The organism is Paraburkholderia sp. BR14312 (assembly GCF_040948675.1).
In the GTDB taxonomy this organism is placed as follows: Bacteria; Pseudomonadota; Gammaproteobacteria; order Burkholderiales; family Burkholderiaceae; genus Paraburkholderia; species Paraburkholderia nodosa_A.
Window position 1 is genome coordinate 217,125 of the sequence record NZ_JBFPKI010000016.1, and the last position, 22,056, is coordinate 239,180.

Genomic DNA, 22,056 nt, shown 5'->3' on the forward strand with positions numbered 1-22,056 from the left:
GCACGGTGATGGGACTCGGGATGCAAATCGTTTATCTGGGTTTCCCCGGTTCGGCTACCCTCGAGGCGGAAGCCGGCGTTCAGTTGTTGCGCCTCGAGCGGTTCAGCGGCGTGCTGGCAGGCTGTCATCTCGCGATCGAGCGGGTGCACCCCTTGCAGCCAGGAATCCGCGAGCCGGCCTATGACGTTCGTCTCGACCTCGTTTCAGCTTCGAGGGAGCTCGCGCCGCTTGGCCATTGCGAGGGTGACGACCCTGTGGCCGCCATGCGCGCGGCGTTCGACGCGGCCGAGCGCCAACTCGGTTCCGCCGCGCCCCCAAGCGCCTTTTGCGGAAACGGTGCTGGGCGCCGCGACCGCTGAGCAATGCTGCGTCTCAAGAGGAAGCCCGATCAGACTTCATCAGCGAAGAGGCCATCCTCTGGTTCGGGCGCGCTCTCATCGACACATTGCACGTGCCAGCGTGCATCGAGCGGCTCGGCACGCATGCGCGCACGCCAGTGCACGGCACCGCACTCGCCTTCAAAGGGCCCTTCGCTCGCCCCGAGATTCAGGCCCTCCAGCGTGCAGACCTCGCGCTGGTCTTCACACGCCAACAGGCTAATGCCGTCTGGCGACGGGGAGCATCGCCCCCATTCGGAAAGACTCACACCCGCATGTCCTTCGCGAGACCATTTGTTCGCTTTGGTGTCGATCCAGACGATCGCGTAAGCGGAAGGATCGACCCGGTCGAAGCTGTCGAGATGGACGGTAACGCGCATGGAGATGCTCCTTTCCTTTAGATACCCGGTGCAATTATTGGCTCAGTACCCATTGAACAAGCGTACTCGCGTCCTGGGCCGAGAGGGGGCCGCCACGGTCGGCGGGGAGGGGCATGGGCATGTCGCCCCAGTGCGCCTTGCCGCCGTGCCTGAGTTTTTCTTCGAGCATGGTGCTGGCGTTCGGCTTGTCGCGGTAGCGCTCGGCGATCTGTTGAAACGACGGCGCGAGAAATGGCGCGTCGGATGTGTGGCAGAACATGCAGTGCTGCTGATCCACGAGTTCAGTGGGTTCGGCGAGCTGCGCATGCGCAGCTACGGCATACAACGCGACAGCGCAGACCGCCGCAGCGTGAATCAGGATCTTGCTCACCCGGTCAAGGAAAGACGGAATCACCAGGACGCAAGCGGCGGGCGTGGGAGTGCGTGACATCGAATGTCTCCTCGAGTGCGGCCGGGAAGCGGAAGGCGGCCGGCCAGATCCATGGTGTCATCGGGGCCATTTTCCCCGTTGATATGTGTCAATCGCCGGCGGATTCCGGTCGTGGGCGCTCGCACCAGGATCTCTCAAAAGAGAGCGGCGCCTGGTGCACTTCAGCGATTGGGCTTGCTGTGCCAACACCAGGCGGCGACTGCAACGCCGCATGTCGCTTCACACACGCGCAAGTCCCTCCAGGTCGACGATGCGGACCTGCTTGCGGTTCGGCTCGACCAGGCCTTCGCGCTGAAAGCGCGAGAACATCCGGCTCACGGTTTCGAGCTTCATGCCGAGAAAGCAGCCGATTTCCTCCCGGCTCATCTTCAGGTTGAATTGCGCGCCGGAGTAGCCACGCGCCTGGAAGCGCGCTGCGAGGTCGAGCAGAAACGCGGCGAGGCGCTGTTCGGCGGTCATCGTGCCGAGCAGCATCATCAGGCTGGATTCGCGGACGATCTCGCCGCTCATGAGTTGATAAAGATGGCGCTGCATGCGCCGGCTCTCGCGACAGAACGTTTCGAGCTGGCCGAACGGCATGATGCAAACCGTGCTGTCTTCGAGTGCAATGGCGTCGCAACTATGCGTGCCGGAGCAAACGCCGTCGAGCCCGAGCGGCTCGCCCGGAATCTGGAAGCCCGTGACCTGCTCACGTCCGTCGCGATGCATGACGACCGTCTTGAACGATCCGGTCCGTACGGCGTAGAGGCTCTGGAAGGTGTCGTGCGCACGGAACAGCGTCTCGCCTTGGTGCACGTTGCGTGTGGTGAGGACCACGGCGTCGAGTCTCTGGAGTTCCGTGGACGTGAGGTCCGGCGGCATGCAGACCGCACGTAGCGAGCACGTCGAGCAGCGCGTAGCCGGCTGGAGCGGCGCGGCTTCGCGCACGGCCGGCTGCAGCGGTATGACGGACCAGCAGTCGGCCGGCGGCGTGGACAGTGAGGAATCGCAGGCAGGCTCGGCATACATGATCGTCTCCGGTTCAGCGCGAGGGGGCGGCGCGCTGTTTCACTAACGTTTCAATGGCTTTGCAAGCGGCGTCGAATTCCGACGTCTTGTCGAAGAAAAAGTGGGCTCCCGCTCTTTGGCAGGCTGCGCGAAACGGTGCGCCGGAGTGGTTCGTCAGCACGACCGTCACAACCGAGGGTTGCTCGCGGCCAAGCAGGGTGAGCAATTCGATGCCGCTGCCGCTCGCGAGCCTCAAGTCGACCACCGCGACGTCCGCACCGCTTTGCGCGATGCCGGTCAGGGCGCTAGCCGCATCCTCGGCTTCGCCAATCACGGTCACATCGGGAATGGCCGACAACACTTCGGCGATTTTCCTGCGTACCGCAGTCGCATCCTCGACGAGGAAGACCTGCAGGCGCTGGCGGACAGGACTGGCTTTCATGTAGCCAGTATCGGCAACGCTGTCTCAAAAAAATATCGGCGGCGATGGAAAGTGACGTACGCGGAACGGAAGACGCGTAGGACGATTCCTACAGTCATGCGGCGATCGGTCGCGACATCTACGGGTCAGGCTTCGTCGGGATCGTCGACGAGCTTGTGCCGCATCGCGTAGCGCACGAGCGCGGCTTCGTGCGGCATCTGCATCTTTTCAAGGATGCGCACCTTGTAGGTGCTGACGGTCTTCGCACTTACGCAGAGTTCCTGCGCGATCTCGGTTATGGTCTGGCCGGACGCGATCCGGCGGAAGACCTCGAACTCGCGGTCGGAAAGCCGTTGATGGGGAAGCGTGTCGGCGGGCTCGTTCAGGCTCTGGGCGAAACGCTCGGCCATTGCCATGCTGACGTAGACGCCGCCGGCGGCGACCTTCGTCACGGCGCTGACCAGTTCCGTGCTTGCGCACTCCTTGGTGAGATAACCCGAAGCGCCAGCCTTGAAGGCACGCACCGCGTATTGCTGCTCGGCGTGCATGGTCAGCACAAGAATTCGCAACTCGGGCTTCTCGTCCTTGATCTGCTTGACGAGGTCCACGCCGCTTCGCCCTGGCATCGAGAGGTCCAGCACCAGGACCTGGGCGGCGTGTTCACGCACGAGCGCGAGCGTGGTCGAGCTGTCACAGCCTTCGCCGACGATTTCGAACTGAATGTCGCGCGCGCTTTCGAGAATGCGGCGCAGTCCGTCACGCACGAGCGCATGGTCGTCCGCAATGATCACTTTGATCATGATGCGGCCTCTTCGGGGAGGAGAGCATGAAGTGCGAACGTGATCGTCATGGCGAAGCCCTTACCGGGCGCGGTATCGATTGAAACGGTGCCGTCCAGCATGCGGGCGCGCTCGCGAATGCCGAGGAGGCCAAACGATTTGTCCCGCAAGGCGTCGCGCTGCCTGTCGGCAGGGTCGCCGGTCGCACCGAGGCCGTCGTCGGCAATGCGCAGGACACAGAGTGGCCCGTCCACCTTCAGCGTAATCTCGACGAGATTCGCGTCGGCATGACGGGCGACATTGGTCAGCGCTTCCTGAACGATGCGAAAGAGTGCAGAGGAGGCGTCGTTCGAGAAGTTCGTGGCGTCCGCGTCCAGATCGCAATCGACGGCGATGCCGTAGCGATTCGTGAAGTCATTTGTCAGCCACTCGATGGCCGGCACGAGGCCGAGGTCGTCCAGCATGACCGGCCGCAGGTCAGCCGCGATGCGCCGCAAGGACCCGACCGTCGAATCGATCAGGTTGCGCATGCCGGCGAGGCGCGCAGGGACGTCGGCGGCGTCATCCTCACCGAGCCGGTGCTCGAGGGCGGAGAGATCGATCTTGAGTGCGGTGAGCTGCTGGCCGAGGTCGTCGTGAAGCTCGCGCGCGATACGTGTTTTTTCGGCCTCACGCACGTTCTGCAAATTGGCCGACAGTTCCCGCAGTTCTTCGCGCGAACGCTTGAGCGCCTCCTCCGCGCGCACGCGTTCAGTGATGTCGCGCAGCATGACCGTGAAAAGCTTGCCCGAGTCGTCACGGATCTGCGAAATCGATGCCTCGATGGGAAACTCCTCGCCATTGGTTCGCAACCCGTGGAGCACCCGTTGCGGGCGGCCCATCTGGCGCTCCGTGACGCCGGTCTCGCCAAACTGTTCGACATGCTGCTCGTGTGCGGCCCGGAACCGCTCGGGAATGAAACGGGAGATCGGCGAGCCGATCGCTTCCATGGCGGACAGGCCGAACACCTGTTCGGCGGCTGGATTGAAGATCACCACGCGCTGGGTCTCGTCGACGGTGACGATCGCTTCCATCGACGAGCGGATGATCCCCATCATGCGGGCTTCGTTGAGCCGCGCGTCGCCTGCGACCTTCGGTGGCGCCAGGTTTGCGCGCATGAGGCGTTGCGAGAGAAACGCGAGCGCGGCGGCCCCGAGCAGCCCCGCGAGCAGAATGGCGGTGGCGCAGGCGGCTGCACCCGTAAGCAGCGGACTAGCTTCGGCACTGACGTCGAACGCGAGCGTTGCGCCGCCAAACACGAGCGAATCACTACGCCGGAACCGCTGACCGGGCAACACCTCGTCTTCTTCGCCGCGCTCACTCGTGTAGAGGTGCAAGGCAGGAGTACCGATCCGTGCGCTGATCGCAAGCCCAGGATCGGCGGCAACGAGCGGTGCGAAGAGCCGCTGTGCGTCCAGCACGGCAACCGCGAAGCCGATGACCTTCTGCGCGTTGCCTTGTGCATCGGGTGCCGTCTCGTACACGGGCAGCCAGAACGTGAGAAGCGGTGGCGCATTGGCAATCTCCGGCACCGCCGCGAGCGCTGCGTTGCCGGTTTCGGCAGCGTAGCGGCGCGCGGCACGTGTCGCGACGGTCTCCGCGAAAGCGTTTGCGGGGACAGTGGCGCTCAGACCCGCCCATTGCGCCGTGACGCCCGGACCTTCGGCTGCGCCCGCCGACGGGCTGGCGTGCGGGGTGACGTAACCGAGCGCGGTGATCGCCGAGCGGGAGTTGTCCAGATCGATCGCTGACACGAAGTGCTTCCAGGCTGCCGGATCGGGGCCGGGCGTTTGCTCGAGCACGGCGCGTGCGCCGCGCAAGATGGCCTCGTTGGCAACCAGCGCCTGCGTGAGTGTTTCGTGCAGCGCCGCCGCGCGACGGCTGAACCGCTGTTCCGCCGCCGCTTGCCACTGCCGCGTAACAAACGTTGCCACGACGCCGGCCAGCGCGAAGGCCACGACGAATGCCAGCACGGCCGAGACGGCCGGATCGCGCAGGCGCGCGACAATTGCAGGCCTTGCGCCTTGTCCAGCGCGCATGTGCCGGTCAGCGCCCGCGCTCATGACGTTTATCCGGGGCGCAATGCTTGCGCGAGATCGATGCGTAGGCCATTCGCATATGAAGTATCGACTTCAAAGGGAGGGACGCCGTTATCCCGTGTGAGGGATGCATGCCCATTTTATGAGCCACTCGGAACCGTGTCCCAAAAAAGTTTGGCGCGCGTCCGCGAAGCTCGCGCGGGACGCGCCGCCTCCCGTTTCGCGTTCAGGCAGCCTTTCAGGGCTCCGCGCCTGCCGACGGCGCGGGCCCCAGTTCATCCGCGGGGCACGGCGCGCAGGGATAAGGCCGCACGGCATCCTCGGCAAGTTCGAACGACTCCCCGAATTCCGGCACGCAGCAATCCCAGTGCAGCGTCTCCACAATGCGCCGCCGCAAGGCATCCGCCGCTGCGGGCTCGCCGTGCGTGACGAACGTGCGAATGGGCGGGCACGTCATGCCGGCGAGCCAGCGCAGGGTTTCCCGGTAATCGCTATGCGCAGACAGAGACGTGATCGAGGACACCTCGGCGCGCACGCGCACATAGTCGCCGTGCAGCTTGATGGCTGGCGCGTGAGCCTCGAGCGCCGCGCCGCGCGTGCCTGGCGCCTGGTAGCCGACGAGCGCGATCGTGTTACGCGGGTCCGAAGCATACAGGCTCAGGTGATGCAGAACCCGGCCGCCGGTGGCCATGCCGCTACCGGCAATGATCACCATGGGGCCGTTGCGTCCGGCAATGGCCTTCGACTCGTCCACCGTCCGGGCCATGAACGCCGCATGGTCGATGGCGTGGACCTGCGAGACCGTTAGCCGATGGTCGGTCATGTGACGCCGGTAGAGGTCGGTCACGCTGATCGCCATTGGACTGTCCAGGTAGACCGGAACATTCGCCATGCGGCCCGACTGTTTCAATCGCGCGATGTAGTAAAGGACTTCCTGTGCGCGTCCCACGGCGAAGCAGGGCATCACCACGATCCCGCCACGCGCAAACGTGCGCGAGAACATCTCCGCGAGCTCGTCCTCGGGGTTGGATGCGTCGTGCAGCCGGTCGCCATAGGTCGATTCGACCACCAGGTAGTCCGCATGCACCGGCGGGGTCGGCGCACGCACGATCGGATCGTCGGGGCGCCCGAGGTCGCCCGAAAACGCAACGACCGTATGCCCGTTACACAGTACGACGCTAGCCGCCCCAAGGATGTGGCCGGCCGGCAGCAGCCGAAAAGTCAGTTGTTCGCCGAGCGTGACGGGTTCATCGAACGGACGCGGCGCGACGAGCCGCAGCGCCTGTTCGGCGTCTTCCAGCGTGTAAAGCGGCAGCGCTGGATGGTGTTTGGAGAAGCCGTGGCGGTTCGCAAACGCGGCGTCTTCCTCCTGCAACCGGGCGCTGTCGCGCAGCATGATGCCGCATAGATCCGCAGTTCCCGGCGTGCAATAAACCGGACCGCGAAAACCGTTGCGCGCAAGGACTGGCAGGTAGCCGCAGTGGTCGATATGGGCGTGCGTGAGGATGACGGCATCGAGCGAGTCGGCGGGAAAGGGCAGCGGAGCCCAGTTGCGCAGGCGCAGGTTCTTGGTCCCCTGGAACAGCCCGCAGTCGATCAACACCCGCTTGCTCGCCGCCTCCAGCAGGTAGCGCGACCCGGTGACCGTTTGCGCCGCGCCCAGAAACGTCAGCTTCATCATGCGCTCCTCGCGTCACGCGCGACGTGCGCGTCCGACATCGATTGGAGCGCACGCCTGTGCGTCGGCTTTGACTTGAATCAGACGAACGGGCATTGACCCGGACCCGTCTCGACTTGAGGTAGATCAATCGAAACGCGTCATTCGATTCATACATTGGAATCAGTGGGCCGCGGTCGCGGGCCGAAACACGGGCGGGGGCGGAAATGTCGAGCAGGTTGTCCTTCGGCGCGGCGCTGGGACTGATGCTGTTGATTGCATCGCTTTTGTCGTGTACGACGTACCGCGAGACCAGCCGAGACGAAAACGCCGCCTTCCGTCGGTCCGAGACCGAACTGGAAGCGCGACGAGAGCAGAGTGCGATCAAATGCGCAACGCCCGACGACTGCGCGCAGGCCTGGGCCCGCGCCAGGGCCTTCGTCCAACGGCACTCTCCCACGCCTGTCGAACGTGCGACTGACGACACGATCGAGACACGCATGCCGCATGAATTCGGCATCGCCTACTTCTGGGCGGTGCGCCAGCTGGCCGAAGATGGAACGACGACGATACGGCTCAAGGGCTTGTGCCGCGGCATGTATAGCACTGACAACGGACCTGGCTGGCTCTATGCGCGCTGCGCTGAACAACTCCTGCAGGCGCAGCTCGAATTCGTGCGCGAAATGGGTAGCGTCAGATAAAGAGGAGTGAATGTTTGCTATCGACCGGTGCTCGCGAGCGCCGGATGAATGTCCACCGGCAAGCGGATGTCTGCCGATATTGTGACGCCCGCGCCGGGACGCCCCTCGACCGTCAGCAAGCCGCCGAGCTGCAAAATGCGCTCGCGCATGCCGATGAGCCCGAACGCATCGGGATGCGACGCCGAGCGCGGGTCGAAGCCGACGCCGTCGTCGCTGATGCGAAGCCGGCAATGTTCTGCATCGTTCTCAAGCTCGATCGTCACACGGTGCGCGTGAGCATGGCGCGCCACATTGGTCAGCGCTTCCTGGACGACGCGAAAGAGGGCGGTCGTAGCGAATGCGCCGAGATCAGGTTCCGAAACCTTGAGCCTGCACTTGACGCTCACGCCGTAGCGGCTCTCAAAGTCCTCTGCCAGCCATTCCAGCGCAGCCTGCAGTCCGAGATCGTCGAGCATGGTGGGACGCAGGTCGGCGGCAACGCGCCGTACTGCCACAGCAAGGGCGTCGATCTGTGCGCCGATTTGCGCGATGGCTTCCAGTTCGGCATGCAATTGCGTCGGCAATGCGTTCTCGAGTTCGGCCCCGTGGATGCTGAGCGCCATTTTCAGTGCGGCGATGCGTTGTCCGAGATCGTCGTGCAGCTCGCGGGCAATGCGCCTTTGTTCGTTTTCGCGCGCCTGCTGAACGAGCGCGGACGCGGCATGAGCGCGTTCGAGTTCTTCGAGCCTGCGCCGCTCGGTCAAATCGCGCGTGATCTTTGCGAAGCCGACGAGCGCGCCTTGGTCGTCGCGCACGGCGGTGATGACAACGTTCGCCCAGAAGCGGCTGCCGTCCTTGCGCACGCGCCAGCCCTCGTCTTCGATGTGCCCGCGCAGCGCGGCAGTCTCCAGCAGGTACGTGGGCTTGCCTGAGGCGATATCGTCCGGCGTATAGAACACGGAGAAATGCTGACCGACTATTTCATCCGAAGAATAGCCTTTGATGCGCTGCGCGCCGGCATTCCAGCTCGAAACGCGCCCGCCAGGTTCGATCATGAAAATGGCGTAGTCGCGCACCGCGTCGATGAGAAGACGATACCGGTCTGCGATTGCAATATTGCTGTCGTTGCGTCCGACCCAGTTCGTGGGCCCAGCCGTTTGCATGAAACGCTCCGGATGATTTGCCGAGTCAGCGGTTATCGGACGCAGCCGGGCGCACCAGGCATGTCGCACCGATATGCCGCATGGTAGGGCAAATTCCTTGCCGCGTTCAGATCTATTGCAGGCCGAAGGATCTTGATGATTGGCTTGCGACGAGTACTTATGCTACGACATCGCTTAGCGGGCGGCGCGGCGACGGCGCGTCCGGCGTGCCGTGTCCGATGCGCAGCAAGAGCTGCGGGCAAGCGGATTTCGGCATGCCGAGCAGCGTACCCAGCTGCGCGCGTAGTTCGGCCACCTCGATGGGCTGGTTCAGATAGGAGGCGCACAGTCCGTGCAAGGTCAGCACGAGCAGTACCCGTTCGAGCGCCTCGCCCGCGGCAAGCCACGCCTGCGCATCGTCGACGCTCGTCGCGATGCACAGCAGCAGAGGCGATCCTGCCGCGAGCTCCCGGTGGGTCGCCGCCACGCCGCCCCCCACGTCGAATGTGCGGATCGCGGAGGCAACGAGCGGCGTTGCGAAGTCGAGCAGGGAATGGAGTCCGGCCGCATAGGCCGGCATGCCGTCGCCGGTGCGGCGCGGATGGATCCATTTCGCGAGTTCGCGGCGGAACCTGGGATCGGCGAATTGCCGCCGGTCGGCTTCGGCGATGAGTTCCGCGATCGCCTCGCGCTTTCCGGCTTCGGTTGCGCATGCAACTTCGACACCCTCGGCGCGGGCCGCTTCGAGCAGTTCGCGTTCGACGGCTGCTGCGACCGGTGCGGGAGAGAACGGGTGGCGTGTGGTGACCCGGAGCGAAATGGCATTGAGTAGCGGAACCAGATCGGCGCCAACGAGCCGCTCACGAAGCAGGCGCACATCGGCGAGCAGATCGGGATCGAGGCTCGTTGGAAAGAGCGTGATGGCATAGCCGATGCCGAGGCTCGCGAGCGCAACGCGCAGATTGAAAAGTGCCGCGCCGCAACTGATGATCAGCTCCCGATCGAACGGATCGACGACGGGCATCGCCCGCAGACGGTCGGCGCACAACAGGATCCGGTCGTGGGCGGGCACGAAGCGCCACGGCTGGCTGTTATGGCTCGACGGGGCGAGCGTGGCGTGGCGCACGGCGTAACGCAACGCGTAGTCGTCGAGCTTGTCGAGCGGGCTGGCGCTGGCGGCAGAGTCGTGGGGCTTGTCGAGCATGGTGATTTCCCGCCTCTTCAAAGGTTCGGTGCGCCAGGTGGAGTCAGTGCGACATGAGGACCGGAACCGTCATCGCTTGCAGCAGCGTGCGCGTCACACCGCCAAGGACGCTTTCGTGGGCACGCGAGTGCGCGTAAGCGCCTGCGACGATCAGGTCGGCGTGCAGGTCGCTGGCGCGGCTGAGCAGCGCCGCTCCGGTCAGGACCGCAGGGTCATTCGCGCTTTCGTGAAACGATGCCTGTACGCCATGCAGATCGAGCCACGCGGCAGCATCGATGGCTTCGTTTTCGGCGCGCGCGCGCTGCGCGCCACGGTGCGAGGAAACGACTTCGATCGAGACAGACTGGGCCCGCTGCAATAAGGGAAGCGCGTCAGAGACGGCGCGCGCCGCTTCGCGGCTGCCGTCCCACGCGACCAGAATGTTCTGCGCGAACTCAGGGAAGGCACCAGAATGCGGCACCACGACGGCGGGGCGCCCGGCTGTCATCAGCAGATCCGCCACGAAGCCGCCCGCGCTCTGCGCGAACCAAACCGCGTCTTCTGGCTGCCCCAGTACCAGCAGGTCAGCATGGCGCGCGTGCATCGTCGCGATCGCGGGATCGCAAGGCTGCGGCGCGCGCCACTCGACAACGCGGCCCGCATGCTCAGCAGCAAGGAGAAAGCGCTCGTGTGTTCGCGCGAGGCGCGCCTCTGGTGTTGGCACGCCCGCGGATGTGTCCCGGTACGCATGCGACCAATACAGTCCGGTCAGATGCGCATCGGAGCGTTCTGCCAGATCGAGCGAGAGCGCCAGGCGCACCGCGCATCGTTCCGAGTCGTCGAGGTGGACGAGGAGGCTTTTGTAGCACATGGCGATTTTCCTTGAACCTGAGCAGGTGCGCCAGCCAACGCAGGCGCACGATACGTCAATGCGCGTTCAATGCGACATCATCACCGGGACAGGCATCGACCCGAGAACGGTTTGCGTGACGCCGCCGAGCACAAGTTCCTTCCAGCGAGCGTGACCGTACGCCCCCATCACGAGCAGGTCGCTGCCCAGTTTGTCCACGCGCGAAAGCAGGGCATCGGCAACCGACACCGTGGGGGGCGTGTGCAGGTGAGTAATTTCCACGTCGATGCCGTGGCGCGCGAGGACGAGGGCGATGTCGGCGCCTGGTACGCGGCCTTCCCGCTCGGCATTGAGCGTGACGATCGCGGTATGCCCGGCAAGCTGCATGAAGGGCAGAGCGTCGTACAGTGCCCGCGTGGCGGACTGGCCTGCGTCCCACGCAACGACGATCCGTTCGCCTACAGTGGGAAACGTCCCGACATAGGGCACCCACAGGACCGGCCGTCCCGCCGCCAGCGTCACCTGAACCTGCAGGCGGTTACTCAGCGAAGCGTCCGGATCGTGTGGATCGCTTTGGCCAACCACGATGAGATCCGCAAACGGCGAGAGGGCAAGCAACTCTTGCTGGGCATGTTTCGTGGCAGTACGCCAGGTGCCTTTGAGGTTCGCCTGGGAGAGTCCGTTAAGGAACTGGTGCTCCAGCGCACGCCGCTCGGCTTCCCGGGTCCGCACGCGATACCCCGTGTCGAAACTGACAGACCACGCGCTTTCGTGGTCTGTCGTGACCGGCGCAAATAGTGCGTTGAGATGGGCGCCATGCTGGCGCGCGACAAGCAACGCGAGATCGAGGCAGGCGCTTGCGCGCTCGCTGCCGTCCAGATGAACAAGAATGCTGCGGTACTCCATGATCGGCGCTCCACGATTGAGAAAACCGCGAACAAGGGTGGCGTGCGATGAGTCTAGGTCCCGGCGAGTGGTCACAATTGATTTGAGTCAACCCTTCGCGGATAGCGATGGTCTCCGGCGGGAAAGCATCCGATTGATGCATATCAATCGCGGGTGAACGGGCGTTTTTATAGTGGTGCGACAGTTCGATCGCGCCGATCCGCGGCCGATCACCCATCTGCGAGGAGAAGCATGATGCGCAAGGACCGGATTGCCTTTGTGAGCGGCGGAATGGGAGGCCTTGGCGCCGCCATCAGCCGGAAGCTGTACGACGCGGGCATGACTGTGGTGGTTTCCCATTCGGAGCAGAACGATCACGTGGCGACATGGCTGCACGGCGAACGCGAAGCGGGGCGCACGTTCCGTGCGTTCGAACTCGACGTGGCCAGCTACGACTCGTGTGAGGAGTGCGCGCGAAGCGTGATCGCGGAGTTCGGCGGCGTCGATGTGCTCGTCAATAACGCCGGCATCACGCGCGATGCGAGCTTCATGAAGCTCTCGAAGCCCGAGTGGGATGCGGTGATGCACACGGATCTCGACAGCATGTTCAATCTCACGAAGCCATTCTTGCCGGGCATGTACGAACGTCGGTTTGGCCGCATCGTCAACATTGGTTCCGTGAACGGTTCGCGTGGGGCCTTCGGGCAGACGAACTACGCGGCCGCAAAGGCCGGTATTCATGGTTTTACGATGTCGCTCGCGCTCGAAGTTGCGAAACGTGGCGTGACCGTGAATACGGTATCGCCGGGCTACCTTGTCACTGCGATGGTGGAATCCGTGCCGCAGGACATCATGGATACGCGCATCCTGCCGCAGATTCCCGTTGGGCGTCTTGGGCGGCCGGAGGAGGTGGCTTCGCTGGTTGCGTACCTGTGCTCGGACGATGGCGCATTCGTGACCGGGGCCAATTTTCCCGTCAACGGTGGCATGCACATGGAGTAGGCACGGGCCATCTGCGCTCCCTGAATCGCGAGGCGGCGCGTTGTGCTCGCCGCGCTCAGGACGCGCCGGCTGCGACAAGGGCGTCGCGCAGTGCGGCAGCGAAGCGCTGGAACGCATGCAACGAGCCCGCCACGCTCTGGTATTTTTCCCGGCCTATCTGACCGTCGAGGGTGACGAGCAAGCCGGCGGTACGGGCGAGCGCGAGCAGAGTTTCGGGATCCTCGGCGACGCTGGCGTTCAGGAGCGAAGCGTCGGTCAGCGAGTGGATTTCGACGGTGGACATCTCAGCGCTCCTTGCATCGGATTGGGTAGAGCGGGTGCAGTGGTACGTCTTCAGTATGTGACGCCGCCGGCCGCGTTCCAATGAGCGTGCGCTGAAATTGGCGTAAGCATTTTTCTTGGCGTGTAGGCAAATGCCTACGAAAGGGGGCGAAGGTAGTCGAAATCGTGACGCTTACGCTTAACCCGGCCGTCGACGTCTCGACGGCAGTGGAGCGGGTTGTCGATACGCACAAGCTGCGTTGCGACGCCGCGCGCCGCGATCCGGGCGGCGGCTGCGCATTGCCGGCGAGATGCGCGAAACTTCTCGGTCGCGGTGCGCTCGCCGGGCCACGAATTCCGGTTCGTCTCCTCTACGCGCTCGAATACGACGCGGGCGCACTCGACGCGCAGTCGCGCGCTCACTGCGGTGCAGGAGGCGCTACGCCTGCTGCGAGCCGACCATCGCGCCGGGACGGTGGACTATCTGCAGATTCTGGTCGCCGACGGCCAATTGCATCAGGCGCAGATCGCTTCGCTCGAAGCGGCCGCACAGCGTTTGCAGGACACCGTGGCGCTGTATGCGGCGTTGGGCGGCGGCTGGCACGACGAGCCAGCCAGCGGCCAGGGCACTGCGGCCGCGAACTGACGGCGACGCACGCCGCGCCCGCGTTAGTTGATTCAAATCAAGCGCATAGCGCTGATCGATTCGAAGATAGAGGCAGATCCGCAGGGCATTGGCTCAAAAGGAGATCCGTATGTACGAAAAGATCCTGGTCGCCTACGACGGCAGCGGAACCTCCGGACTGGCGCTCGCCGAGGCGCTAAAGCTCGCGGCCCTGGCAGGCGCGCAACTGCACATCATCGTGCATGCGCTCGATATCCTGGCGCCCATCGGCATTGGCATGGGGCGGGGTGGTGACTGATGGCGTCTCGTCTTCATGGCGCTGGCGGGTCCATCCGCGTGGGTGAGACGCGAGCACCGGCTGCCCGCGCATTCCGGCGGACTTCATTGCACGAATACCATTCGCTACGGACCGCCTTACGATGGCGATCTTGGGGCGAACGCCTGCGATTCAACGGACCGCGCAAGGGTTTTTTGCGTCGCCAGTCGTTCAACGACGCCCGGCGCTGGAGACGAGCTAGAGCGTGGGCAGTTCGCCCCAGCCAAACGGCGCGTAGACCGGACCGTCGAATCCGACCTTGAGAATCTGGTCGGGTTCATCGGAGTAGGGCAAGCCAGACTCGTGCATATAGGGCACGCGTTCCCAGTGCTCGCCCCATTGGTGATCGAGTGGGATGCGAGTGAACCACGCCCATGGCTTGCGGACGTAACAAAGCCGGTAAGCGCTTTGCACGGCGCTCAAATCGACGCGTGTGAACATCGTTGCTTCCTTTACCGGCTTGCACCGCTATCTCCTGGTCCAGACGGCGGATCAATGCGCCTCTGGCATGCCGACTGTCTGTGCGAGCAGGGGCGTCTCGTCCTCGTTCAGGCGCAGCGCGTCGGCGAGCAGCCTTTGGTTGATCCAGCCGCGCACCACGGTGGCAAATCCTTCAGATGCGCAGTAGAGCGAAACATTCTGGCAAATCGCCCCTGCGGCGACGCCGGCGAAAAACTCGCGCTGCTGTGGCGGCGTATCGAGCACCTGCGAGCCCCGCAGGACGTACACGAGGTCGAGCGGTGCCTTGCTGACGAAGTCCTGGTAGCCGGTCATGTTGCGCGCGTCGGCGAGATGCTTGAGAACGAGATGGTGAAGCGCCGGCTCGTAGCGATACACGCCCTGCGGGAGCGCGACATAAATGTCGATCTCGTGAAATCCATGCGCGGACGGTGCGGTGTGGCCTCCAGTCTCGGGGCGATTGACGCCGTTAGCAGCCCAGAGCAATTCGCCGAGCGTGTCGAGCTTCATGGGCGTATCCGCGTAGGCGCGCGTGCTCTTGCGGCGAGCCAGGGCGGTCATGAGAGGCGCGCCAGCGTCGAGGCGAGGGCGTGGAAGGGTGATGAACTCCTGCGACTCGCCGCTCGCGGGGGCAGGCGGGAGCAGCGGCGTAGGTTCATAGTCGATGCGTTGAAGCTCAGTCATGGTGTTCTCCAGGCGCTCAAGCGCTCAGAATCACGCGGTGCGTGCGCCGGCAAGATCGTCGGCATTCGCGCGAGCCGGCGCGCCGGTTGGCAGCACGCTGCGGCCGTGGGTCTCGTTGATGATTTCCGCCGCGGAAAGGTAGAACGCAACGAGTGCGGTGAACAGTCCGGCGTAACCGCCCGCGTGGTGGATCAGGGTAGATCCGGTCCACTCGCTCGCGGCCAGCAGGAAGAACGTGATCCAAAGCGCGACGAAAAGGAGTTGCAGGGCCCGCGAAGCGCGCCAGGTGGCAATCCACATGTAGAACGTGAAAACGCCCCAGAGCAGCAGATACCAGCCGACGAAAGCGGGCACGACATGCTCGCGCAGGTACATGAGGTACAGCGCCAGCGACCACCAGAACGCGCCATAGGCGATGAAGGCCGTCGCACCAAACGTGTTGCCGCGGGGGATTTCGATCAGCCCCGCGATCGCCTGAGCGGTGCCGCCAAATGCAAGGGCGCAGGCGAGCACGAGCCCCAGCGCGTCGCCGCCGAACCATCCGGCGTTGATCATGCTGAGCAGCCACGTGGTGAGGGCGAATCCAGCAAGGCCGAGCGATGCGGGGTTGGGTGCGGAAGTTTTCATGATGGACGTCTCCTGATCAAGCAGCCTTGCTGAACTGTGTGATGACACCGGGGTTTTCGACAGTCGAGGTATCCTGCGTGATCTCCTCGCCCTTTGCGACCGAGCGCAGCAGGCGGCGCACGACCTTGCCGGAACGCGTCTTCGGCATGGCGTCGCCGAAGCGGATTTCCCGCGGCTTGGCGATCGGGCCGATTTCGTGACCGATCCACGTGCGCAGTGCTTCGGCAATGTGTTTAGCCTCTTCGCCGATGGGGCGTTCGCCTTTGAGCACAACGAAGGCAACAATCGCCTCGCCCGTGGTTGCGTCGGGACGGCCAACCACGGCAGCTTCGGCAACCTGCGGGTGAGCAGCGAGCGCGGATTCGATTTCCATCGTGCCCATGCGGTGGCCGGAGACATTGAGCACATCGTCCACGCGGCCCGTGATCGTGAAATAACCGGTTTGCGCGTCGCGAATCGCGCCGTCACCGGCGAGATAGAGCTTGCCGCCGAGTTCTTCCGGGAAGTAACCGGCGCGATAGCGCGCGGGGTTGCCCCAGATCGTGCGCAGCATGGAGGGCCAGGGCCGCTTGATGACGAGCAGGCCGCCATTGCCGTTCCGCACGTCATGCCCGGACTCGTCGACGATGGCCGCTTCGATGCCCGGTAGCGGTAGCGTGCATGAACCGGCGACGAGCGGCGTGACGCCCGGAAGTGGTGCGATCATGTGACCGCCCGTTTCGGTTTGCCAGAACGTGTCGAGAACGGGGCAGCGGCCGCCGCCCACCTGCGCCGCGAACCAGCGCCAGGCCTCAGGGTTGATCGGCTCGCCCACGGTGCCGAGCAGGCGCAACGAACTCAAGTCATACCGTGACGGGTGGACGGCGGGCTCGTTGTCCGCGGCCTTGATAAGCGAGCGAATGGCAGTCGGCGCGGTGTAGAAGATCGAAACCTTGTGGCGCTCGATCATCTGCCAGAAGCGGCCGGCGTCCGGCCAGGTCGGTATGCTCTCGAAAATCACCTGCGTCGCGCCGGCGGCCGTCGGGCCATAGCAGATGTAGCTATGCCCCGTGATCCAGCCGATGTCGGCCGTGCACCAGAATACGTCGGACGTCCGGATATCGAACGTCCACTTCATGGTGAGGGCCGCCCACAGCAGATACCCGCCCGTGCTGTGCTGCACGCCCTTGGGGGTGCCTGTCGAGCCGGATGTGTAGAGGATGAAGAGCGGATGCTCCGCGTCGACCCACTCGGGCTCGCACTCGGCAGGCTGCGCTTCTTCGAGTTCATGGAGCCAGACGTCACGTAGCGAATTCCACAGAATCGAGCCACCCGTGCGGCGATAGACAATCACCGTATGGACGTTTTCGGCACCGCCCATTGCGAGGGCTTCGTCCGCAATGCTCTTGAGCGGCAGATGGCGGCCGCCGCGTACCTGCTCGTCGGCGGTGATGAGCACACACGCGCCGACGTCGGCCATGCGTTCATGCAGCGACTTGGCGGAGAACCCGCCGAACACGACCGAATGCGGCGCACCGATGCGCGCGCACGCCTGCATGGCGACCACGCCCTCAATCGACATGGGCAGATAGATCATCACGCGGTCGCCACGCCGTACGCCGCGAGCGCGTAGCGCGTTCGCGACGCGGCACACGCGCGCATGCAGTTGCGCATACGTGAGGGTCGTGACCTGGCCGTCGTCCGCCTCGAAAATCAGCGCGGTGCGCTCGCCGCCACCGTTCGCGAGATGGCGGTCGAGGCAGTTGTACGAGGCGTTGATCAGTCCGTCGTCGAACCACTTGAAGAACGGTGCATTCGACGCGTCGAGCGTGCGCGTGAACGGGCGCTTCCAGTCCAGGTACTCGCGCGCGAGACGGGCCCAGTACGAATCGGGGTCGCGTCGCGCTTCTTCGACGAGCGCGCGATAGGCGGCCATGCCGTCGATGGCGGCGCCCTTCAACAGCGGGATCTGAGATGGGGCGGTGCCAGGGGGCGTTGCTTCGGGTTGGGTCATAGTCTCCTCGCATGCGCAAATCGATTGCAGTCACGACGTAACGTTACGTCTCGTGTGGCTTCAGTCTCATGTCCAGGCATCGGATAACGATTGACTCAGATCAATCAAAATTTGGGGTACGCGAAAGCGGGCATTTCTTGCTTTGTCTGCGCAACCAAGGTGTCACCTTGATTTTCATGCAGGTTTCCTGTTAAAGCGCCCAAGCCTGGCGGGGATTGCCTTTCGCCCCTAATTATTTTCATTTAAAAATCAGCCAGTTGCTGTCTGCCTGTGTTGGGCGCACATCCAGCGGGCGCGGCGATGTATGCGCTCGCAATGACCGTCGCTATGACCCGAAGCGGCCGCTGGTAGCTGCACGCGGCAAAGGTGCATTAGTGCAGTGGTGCAGTCGTTCCGGCGGCAGGTCGTCCGCTCGCTGAACGGCAGGTTGGTGGCCGGCAGCCAACGGAGGCAACATTCATTTGACCTCGCGTACCCGATCAAGTCCACGTTTGTGAGAGTGAGACGATCTCGGCGCGCAAATAGTCGATTAGTGCCTGTGTGGCGGGCGATGGATAGCGATTAGGTAGCGTGACGATATACAGCACGTTTTGCTGGCCCGTGACGCGGTATTGCGGCAGGATACGCAGCAGGCTGCGGTTCGCGGGGGCCTGCGAGATGTACGCGGGCAACAGCCCGATGCCCAGTCCGTCGCACGCCGCTTCCGCAAGAAATGGATAATCCGTCGACTGCATCGCGGGGCGCAGCGTAATCGGGTGCGCTTCGTCCTCGTTTTGCCGATGGATGAGCGTCATCGTGATCCCGCGCTCTGGATGCGGCGCGGCGAGCAGAGCGTGCCCATTGAGATCGGCGGGGATATTGATCGGCCCGTGTGTTTCGACATAGGCGCTCGACGCGTACAGATGCCAGTCGATTGTGCATATGTTGCGCGCGACGCAGTCCAGCGGCGGCGAGTGCGGAACGCTTAACGCAACGTCGACTTCCGCCGCGATCAGATCGTCGATGCGGTTCTTGAACGTGACGTGGAGCGTAATGCCCGGATGCGCCCGTGCGAATCCAATCAACATCCGGCCGATAAACATTCTTCCGCAGCCAGTCGGCACGCTGATGCGGATACGGCCTGTTAGCGTCAGCCCGAGACTTTCGATGGACGCGCGGGCAGTGCCGAGATCGTCCAGCATGCGCTGGCCGAAATCGTATAACGTGTGGCCTGCCTGGGTGAGTTCCAGGCTGCGCGTCGAACGGCGCAGCAATTGGGCGCCCGTCTCGCGTTCAAGCAGTTTTAGCCGCTGGCTGATATTGGCGCGCGTCATGCCCAGCTTGCGCGCCGCAGCGCTGAGGCTCTGCGATTCGACAATCTCGACGAAAATGCCAATAAGGTTCAGGTCCATGATCGCGCGAAGTCTTTTCTGATTGAGGCCATCCATACAGAATGTAATTGTATTCACACCGTACCGATATCGGCGTGAAAGCGGACGCGCATTGCTCGGACAAATAGCACGTATCGAAGCATTTCACGGACATGCCGCCGCCGTGCCTCCCGGCACGCGGCGGCAGCGTGAGTCTTAGCGTAGCGACGCGAAACTCGCACGAAGCTCGTTCGTGAACGCTTGCGGCTGCTCCCAGGCCGCGAAGTGTCCACCCTTCGGCAGACGGTTGTAATGAATCAGATCCGGATACGCCTGCTGGGCCCAGGTTTTAGGCGCGGCATACAACTCGTCCGGAAAAACGCTGACTGCAACAGGAAGCGTCACATGTTTGGGCTCGAAGAAGTTCAGCTTGTTTTCCCAGTACAGGCGCGCCGACGAGATACCCGTTCTGGTCAGCCAATAAAGCGTCACGTTGTCGAGCACGTCATCGCGCGACAGGCCTTCCGGTTGCCCTGCGAATACGCGCGCGATCAGCGCCTGGCTGGCCGCATCGTGATCGAGCATCCAAGCGGCAAGGCCGATTGGCGAGTCCTCGATGCCATACAGCGTTTGCGGCCTGCCAGCCATTTCCTGCGCATAGCCCAGGCCATGCTTATAGAAAAAGTCCAGTTGCTCGAACGCGTGCCGCTCGTCGTCGGAAAGGCGCCCAGGCGCGGGCTGGCCATACTTGAGCGCCTGGGCGACGGCGTCGGGCACGGTCGCGGGCATATTGGTGTGAATGCCGAGCAAGCCTGGCGGCTTGAGCAACGCCATCTGTTCGGTGACGGCATTACCCCAGTCGCCGCCCTGCGCAACGTAGCGCGTATAGCCGAGCCGTTCCATCAGCACGACCCATGCGCGCGCGATGCGCTGTGGATCCCAGCCGGTCGTCGTCGGCTTCCCTGAAAAGCCGTAACCGGGCAGCGAGGGAATCACGACATCGAACGCGTCGGACGTTGTGCCGCCGTATGCGGTGGGATTGGTGAGCGGAGCGATGATCTTCAGTTGCTCGATGATCGAGCCGGGCCAGCCATGCGTGACGATGACCGGCAGGGCATTCGCATGCTTCGAGCGAACGTGGATGAAGTGAATGTCGAGGCCGTCGATTTCGGTTACGAATTGCGGCAACGCGTTCAGCCGGGCCTCTACCTTGCGCCAGTCGTAGTGCGTCGCCCAATAACGCGCGAGCCTTTGCATCGTCGCGAGCTGCACGCCCTGCGATGCGTCCGTGACCGTTTCCCGCTCCGGCCAACGTGTGGCGTCGATGCGCCGACGCAGATCGGCAAGTTGTGAATCAGACACGTGTACGTGCAGCTTTCGAAGTGCGTTGCTATTTCCGACGCTGCTACTTGTGATACCGGATGGTGTCTGTGTTGATTGCGCAAAAGCAAGCTTGCTCAGCGAGGTCGCAGCGATTGTCGCGGCCGTTACGCCGACGAAGCGGCGGCGTGATGTGAGAAGAGGGCGGGGCAGATCGGCCATAACATTCCTTCCAGGTGTATGAGTAGGTTTCCTAAATAAATCAGGAGGCAATGCTCGTTTATCAACCAACCAGGAAGAACCGATATGGCGCGAAACCTTGCTGATTGCGACTGATTACAGCGGTAGGGCGTGTATGGCACGAGCAGCGCTACACGTCCAGGAGGATTCAATTGTTGTTAATGCGAGCCCAATTGACAATCCCAGTGATAGTTGACGGGCCGTAAACTGCGAATGAACAATGCGGAAGCGCGGTAGCCGCTACGCGGGGCCGAGGCGTCGATCTCCATGCGTGGAGCGCGGATACCTCGTGCCGAATCCGGCCGCAGGCAGCGGCCCCGATCTGGATGCGCTGGCGGCCTTGTGCAAGCGACGGGAGGTACGCTCCGTCTACACGATGTCGACTTTGCACAATCCGCTCGGCTGGGTGATGAGCGCTGACCGCCGAATGCTCGGCCGAGGAGGCTTGTGAGCGGGGGTTCGCGGCCGAACACTGCCTCCAATATGGACATTCGCGTGCTCAGACGGCGCCAGTCGGGGGTAAGGTTTAGACACGTCTTCGTGAGGGCGGGTGATTAAACGATTAAACTCCGTCCGATAGAGCCGACCCGGTGAGCGCTCTATTCGAGATCAAGCCGTGGTAGGTCCACGAGCCTTCGGCCTTCATCGGAATCAGTGATCGCCATTTCGATGCCTTCGCGTCCGGCCTCATCGACAGCGCGGCGGACTTCTGGGCCTGCGACGCGCTGCCCATCCAGCGGAAAGACTGTTACGACGGTGTCTCCCTTCGCCAGTGCGTCTACCACTTCGATTACAGGCGATGCGTGCGGAGCCACCTCAAATTGGTCTCCACTCACGGACACCTGGCCCCAAAGCACATGTGTGACCCATTCCGAATTCCCGTCCACCCGAACCGCCGTTATAGCGTGCAGAGCCATCGCTTTCCCTCCCGTGGTGGGGAAATCCTAGCACGAGCGCAGTGACCAGCCTTCTTGGAGCCTAACAGTACCTCGAGCCGGCGAAGGTCGGAACAACTGGAAAGCATCCTGAAGATGCACTACGAGCGGCGATGCCGGAGCGGCGGTTTTTGGCCGATCATTCTTCCCCGATGGATAGCAGGGAACGGACGCATCTCATCTGATTTGTGCTCCTTCATGATTTTACATAACGCAATTCAATTTCGAATTCGGGAAGTGATTATATAAAAAGGTGTTGATTCGCCATGTGTCAAAGCCATTTTCAGATGTCGGGGTCCCGGCTAAATACAGATGTCGGGGTTGAGGTTGGTTCTGGGTGTGGTTGTTTCGCAGTCCTTTATATCTATCTGGAGGGGGTTTTTAGCACCGAGCCTC

General features: G+C 63.4%; 23 protein-coding genes and 2 pseudogenes. 7 read left to right on the forward strand and 18 right to left on the reverse strand.

Features of this window, described 5'->3' with window-relative positions:
• Positions 1-8 precede the first annotated feature (8 nt).
• Entirely contained in the window at positions 9-359 is a 351-nt protein-coding gene (locus AB3X98_RS36200) for a hypothetical protein (RefSeq protein ID WP_368604500.1), read from the forward strand.
• 29 nt (positions 360-388) lie between these two features.
• On the opposite strand, the gene AB3X98_RS36205 is transcribed toward AB3X98_RS36200, so the two are convergent.
• The 7 genes from AB3X98_RS36205 to AB3X98_RS36235 all read right to left on the reverse strand — a co-directional run bounded on the left by AB3X98_RS36205 (position 389) and on the right by AB3X98_RS36235 (position 7,130).
• Positions 389-757 (reverse strand): DUF3564 family protein, encoded by a 369-nt coding sequence (locus AB3X98_RS36205; protein ID WP_368604499.1) that lies wholly within the window; start codon positions 755-757, stop codon positions 389-391.
• Positions 758-791: 34 nt separating this feature from the next.
• Positions 792-1,187, reverse strand: a complete 396-nt coding sequence (locus AB3X98_RS36210) for a c-type cytochrome (protein ID WP_368604498.1) — start codon at positions 1,185-1,187, stop codon at positions 792-794.
• A gap of 219 nt (positions 1,188-1,406) precedes the next feature.
• Complete coding sequence (locus AB3X98_RS36215) at positions 1,407-2,195, reverse strand: helix-turn-helix domain-containing protein (RefSeq protein ID WP_368604497.1); 789 nt, start codon at positions 2,193-2,195, stop codon at positions 1,407-1,409.
• A gap of 13 nt (positions 2,196-2,208) precedes the next feature.
• A complete protein-coding gene (locus tag AB3X98_RS36220) occupies positions 2,209-2,616 on the reverse strand; it encodes a response regulator transcription factor (RefSeq protein ID WP_368604496.1) in 408 nt (135 codons plus the stop codon).
• Between the two features lie 125 nt (positions 2,617-2,741).
• On the reverse strand, positions 2,742-3,395 hold the full coding sequence (locus AB3X98_RS36225) for a response regulator (protein ID WP_368604495.1): 654 nt from the start codon (positions 3,393-3,395) through the stop codon (positions 2,742-2,744).
• Entirely contained in the window at positions 3,392-5,476 is a 2,085-nt protein-coding gene (locus tag AB3X98_RS36230; protein ID WP_368604494.1) for a PAS domain S-box protein, read from the reverse strand. The genes AB3X98_RS36225 and AB3X98_RS36230 overlap by 4 nt, the downstream gene beginning before the upstream one ends.
• 214 nt (positions 5,477-5,690) lie before the next feature.
• On the reverse strand, positions 5,691-7,130 hold the full coding sequence (locus tag AB3X98_RS36235) for an MBL fold metallo-hydrolase RNA specificity domain-containing protein (protein ID WP_368604631.1): 1,440 nt from the start codon (positions 7,128-7,130) through the stop codon (positions 5,691-5,693).
• 206 nt (positions 7,131-7,336) lie between these two features.
• Between AB3X98_RS36235 and AB3X98_RS36240 the strand changes: the two genes are divergently transcribed.
• On the forward strand, positions 7,337-7,810 hold the full coding sequence (locus AB3X98_RS36240; protein ID WP_368604493.1) for a hypothetical protein: 474 nt from the start codon (positions 7,337-7,339) through the stop codon (positions 7,808-7,810).
• 17 nt (positions 7,811-7,827) lie between these two features.
• Here AB3X98_RS36240 and AB3X98_RS36245 read toward each other — a convergent pair whose 3' ends face one another.
• From AB3X98_RS36245 to AB3X98_RS36260, 4 genes are all read right to left on the reverse strand, one after another.
• A complete protein-coding gene (locus tag AB3X98_RS36245) occupies positions 7,828-8,952 on the reverse strand; it encodes a PAS domain S-box protein (protein ID WP_368604492.1) in 1,125 nt (374 codons plus the stop codon).
• Between the two features lie 157 nt (positions 8,953-9,109).
• The gene (locus AB3X98_RS36250; protein ID WP_368604491.1) at positions 9,110-10,135 is read right to left on the reverse strand and encodes a nitroreductase; all 1,026 of its coding nucleotides are present in this window, start codon (positions 10,133-10,135) and stop codon (positions 9,110-9,112) included.
• A gap of 43 nt (positions 10,136-10,178) precedes the next feature.
• Positions 10,179-10,985 (reverse strand): universal stress protein, encoded by an 807-nt coding sequence (locus AB3X98_RS36255; RefSeq protein ID WP_368604490.1) that lies wholly within the window; start codon positions 10,983-10,985, stop codon positions 10,179-10,181.
• A 66-nt stretch (positions 10,986-11,051) separates the two neighbouring features.
• On the reverse strand, positions 11,052-11,870 hold the full coding sequence (locus AB3X98_RS36260) for a universal stress protein (RefSeq protein WP_368604489.1): 819 nt from the start codon (positions 11,868-11,870) through the stop codon (positions 11,052-11,054).
• A gap of 234 nt (positions 11,871-12,104) precedes the next feature.
• On the opposite strand from AB3X98_RS36260, the gene AB3X98_RS36265 reads away from it, so the two are divergent.
• On the forward strand, positions 12,105-12,851 hold the full coding sequence (locus AB3X98_RS36265; RefSeq protein ID WP_368604630.1) for a beta-ketoacyl-ACP reductase: 747 nt from the start codon (positions 12,105-12,107) through the stop codon (positions 12,849-12,851).
• 55 nt (positions 12,852-12,906) lie between these two features.
• On the opposite strand, the gene AB3X98_RS36270 is transcribed toward AB3X98_RS36265, so the two are convergent.
• Positions 12,907-13,134, reverse strand: a complete 228-nt coding sequence (locus AB3X98_RS36270; protein WP_368604488.1) for a hypothetical protein — start codon at positions 13,132-13,134, stop codon at positions 12,907-12,909.
• A 161-nt stretch (positions 13,135-13,295) separates the two neighbouring features.
• Here AB3X98_RS36270 and AB3X98_RS36275 point away from each other — a divergent pair.
• The 3 genes and pseudogenes from AB3X98_RS36275 to AB3X98_RS36285 form a co-directional block, all read left to right on the forward strand.
• Positions 13,296-13,406 (forward strand): annotated as a pseudogene (locus tag AB3X98_RS36275) (1-phosphofructokinase family hexose kinase); the annotation flags it as partial.
• Between the two features lie 133 nt (positions 13,407-13,539).
• A complete protein-coding gene (locus AB3X98_RS36280; RefSeq protein WP_368610401.1) occupies positions 13,540-13,758 on the forward strand; it encodes a hypothetical protein in 219 nt (72 codons plus the stop codon).
• Between the two features lie 109 nt (positions 13,759-13,867).
• Positions 13,868-14,035, forward strand: a complete 168-nt coding sequence (locus tag AB3X98_RS36285; RefSeq protein WP_368604487.1) for a universal stress protein — start codon at positions 13,868-13,870, stop codon at positions 14,033-14,035.
• 216 nt (positions 14,036-14,251) lie between these two features.
• Here AB3X98_RS36285 and AB3X98_RS36290 read toward each other — a convergent pair whose 3' ends face one another.
• The 6 genes from AB3X98_RS36290 to AB3X98_RS36315 all read right to left on the reverse strand — a co-directional run bounded on the left by AB3X98_RS36290 (position 14,252) and on the right by AB3X98_RS36315 (position 20,707).
• Positions 14,252-14,494 carry a hypothetical protein gene (locus AB3X98_RS36290; protein ID WP_368604486.1) on the reverse strand — a complete coding sequence of 81 codons (243 nt, stop codon included), beginning with the start codon at positions 14,492-14,494 and terminating at the stop codon, positions 14,252-14,254.
• Between the two features lie 51 nt (positions 14,495-14,545).
• On the reverse strand, positions 14,546-15,196 hold the full coding sequence (locus AB3X98_RS36295; protein ID WP_368604485.1) for a nitroreductase family protein: 651 nt from the start codon (positions 15,194-15,196) through the stop codon (positions 14,546-14,548).
• 30 nt (positions 15,197-15,226) lie between these two features.
• On the reverse strand, positions 15,227-15,823 hold the full coding sequence (locus tag AB3X98_RS36300) for an acetate uptake transporter (RefSeq protein WP_368604484.1): 597 nt from the start codon (positions 15,821-15,823) through the stop codon (positions 15,227-15,229).
• Between the two features lie 16 nt (positions 15,824-15,839).
• Positions 15,840-17,816, reverse strand: coding sequence for an acetate--CoA ligase (gene acs, locus AB3X98_RS36305; protein ID WP_368604483.1), 1,977 nt, complete (start codon positions 17,814-17,816; stop codon positions 15,840-15,842).
• A 479-nt stretch (positions 17,817-18,295) separates the two neighbouring features.
• Complete coding sequence (locus AB3X98_RS36310) at positions 18,296-19,207, reverse strand: LysR family transcriptional regulator (RefSeq protein WP_368604482.1); 912 nt, start codon at positions 19,205-19,207, stop codon at positions 18,296-18,298.
• A 174-nt stretch (positions 19,208-19,381) separates the two neighbouring features.
• Positions 19,382-20,707 carry an epoxide hydrolase family protein gene (locus AB3X98_RS36315; protein ID WP_368604628.1) on the reverse strand — a complete coding sequence of 442 codons (1,326 nt, stop codon included), beginning with the start codon at positions 20,705-20,707 and terminating at the stop codon, positions 19,382-19,384.
• Between the two features lie 304 nt (positions 20,708-21,011).
• On the opposite strand from AB3X98_RS36315, the pseudogene AB3X98_RS36320 reads away from it, so the two are divergent.
• Positions 21,012-21,152, forward strand: a pseudogene (locus AB3X98_RS36320) (PLP-dependent aminotransferase family protein); the annotation flags it as partial.
• Positions 21,153-22,056 lie beyond the last annotated feature (904 nt).

What these genes read in the sequence shown, in the direction of transcription:
- AB3X98_RS36200 (WP_368604500.1), top strand. Translation starts at nt 9, where the DNA reads ATGGGACTCGGGATGCAAATCGTTTATCTGGGTTTCCCCGGTTCGGCT.
- AB3X98_RS36205 (WP_368604499.1), bottom strand. Translation starts at nt 757, where the DNA reads ATGCGCGTTACCGTCCATCTCGACAGCTTCGACCGGGTCGATCCTTCC.
- AB3X98_RS36210 (WP_368604498.1), bottom strand. Translation starts at nt 1,187, where the DNA reads ATGTCACGCACTCCCACGCCCGCCGCTTGCGTCCTGGTGATTCCGTCT.
- AB3X98_RS36215 (WP_368604497.1), bottom strand. Translation starts at nt 2,195, where the DNA reads ATGTATGCCGAGCCTGCCTGCGATTCCTCACTGTCCACGCCGCCGGCC.
- AB3X98_RS36220 (WP_368604496.1), bottom strand. Translation starts at nt 2,616, where the DNA reads ATGAAAGCCAGTCCTGTCCGCCAGCGCCTGCAGGTCTTCCTCGTCGAG.
- AB3X98_RS36225 (WP_368604495.1), bottom strand. Translation starts at nt 3,395, where the DNA reads ATGATCAAAGTGATCATTGCGGACGACCATGCGCTCGTGCGTGACGGA.
- AB3X98_RS36230 (WP_368604494.1), bottom strand. Translation starts at nt 5,476, where the DNA reads ATGAGCGCGGGCGCTGACCGGCACATGCGCGCTGGACAAGGCGCAAGG.
- AB3X98_RS36235 (WP_368604631.1), bottom strand. Translation starts at nt 7,130, where the DNA reads ATGAAGCTGACGTTTCTGGGCGCGGCGCAAACGGTCACCGGGTCGCGC.
- AB3X98_RS36240 (WP_368604493.1), top strand. Translation starts at nt 7,337, where the DNA reads ATGTCGAGCAGGTTGTCCTTCGGCGCGGCGCTGGGACTGATGCTGTTG.
- AB3X98_RS36245 (WP_368604492.1), bottom strand. Translation starts at nt 8,952, where the DNA reads ATGCAAACGGCTGGGCCCACGAACTGGGTCGGACGCAACGACAGCAAT.
- AB3X98_RS36250 (WP_368604491.1), bottom strand. Translation starts at nt 10,135, where the DNA reads ATGCTCGACAAGCCCCACGACTCTGCCGCCAGCGCCAGCCCGCTCGAC.
- AB3X98_RS36255 (WP_368604490.1), bottom strand. Translation starts at nt 10,985, where the DNA reads ATGTGCTACAAAAGCCTCCTCGTCCACCTCGACGACTCGGAACGATGC.
- AB3X98_RS36260 (WP_368604489.1), bottom strand. Translation starts at nt 11,870, where the DNA reads ATGGAGTACCGCAGCATTCTTGTTCATCTGGACGGCAGCGAGCGCGCA.
- AB3X98_RS36265 (WP_368604630.1), top strand. Translation starts at nt 12,105, where the DNA reads ATGCGCAAGGACCGGATTGCCTTTGTGAGCGGCGGAATGGGAGGCCTT.
- AB3X98_RS36270 (WP_368604488.1), bottom strand. Translation starts at nt 13,134, where the DNA reads ATGTCCACCGTCGAAATCCACTCGCTGACCGACGCTTCGCTCCTGAAC.
- AB3X98_RS36285 (WP_368604487.1), top strand. Translation starts at nt 13,868, where the DNA reads ATGTACGAAAAGATCCTGGTCGCCTACGACGGCAGCGGAACCTCCGGA.
- AB3X98_RS36290 (WP_368604486.1), bottom strand. Translation starts at nt 14,494, where the DNA reads ATGTTCACACGCGTCGATTTGAGCGCCGTGCAAAGCGCTTACCGGCTT.
- AB3X98_RS36295 (WP_368604485.1), bottom strand. Translation starts at nt 15,196, where the DNA reads ATGACTGAGCTTCAACGCATCGACTATGAACCTACGCCGCTGCTCCCG.
- AB3X98_RS36300 (WP_368604484.1), bottom strand. Translation starts at nt 15,823, where the DNA reads ATGAAAACTTCCGCACCCAACCCCGCATCGCTCGGCCTTGCTGGATTC.
- acs (WP_368604483.1), bottom strand. Translation starts at nt 17,816, where the DNA reads ATGACCCAACCCGAAGCAACGCCCCCTGGCACCGCCCCATCTCAGATC.
- AB3X98_RS36310 (WP_368604482.1), bottom strand. Translation starts at nt 19,207, where the DNA reads ATGGACCTGAACCTTATTGGCATTTTCGTCGAGATTGTCGAATCGCAG.
- AB3X98_RS36315 (WP_368604628.1), bottom strand. Translation starts at nt 20,707, where the DNA reads ATGGCCGATCTGCCCCGCCCTCTTCTCACATCACGCCGCCGCTTCGTC.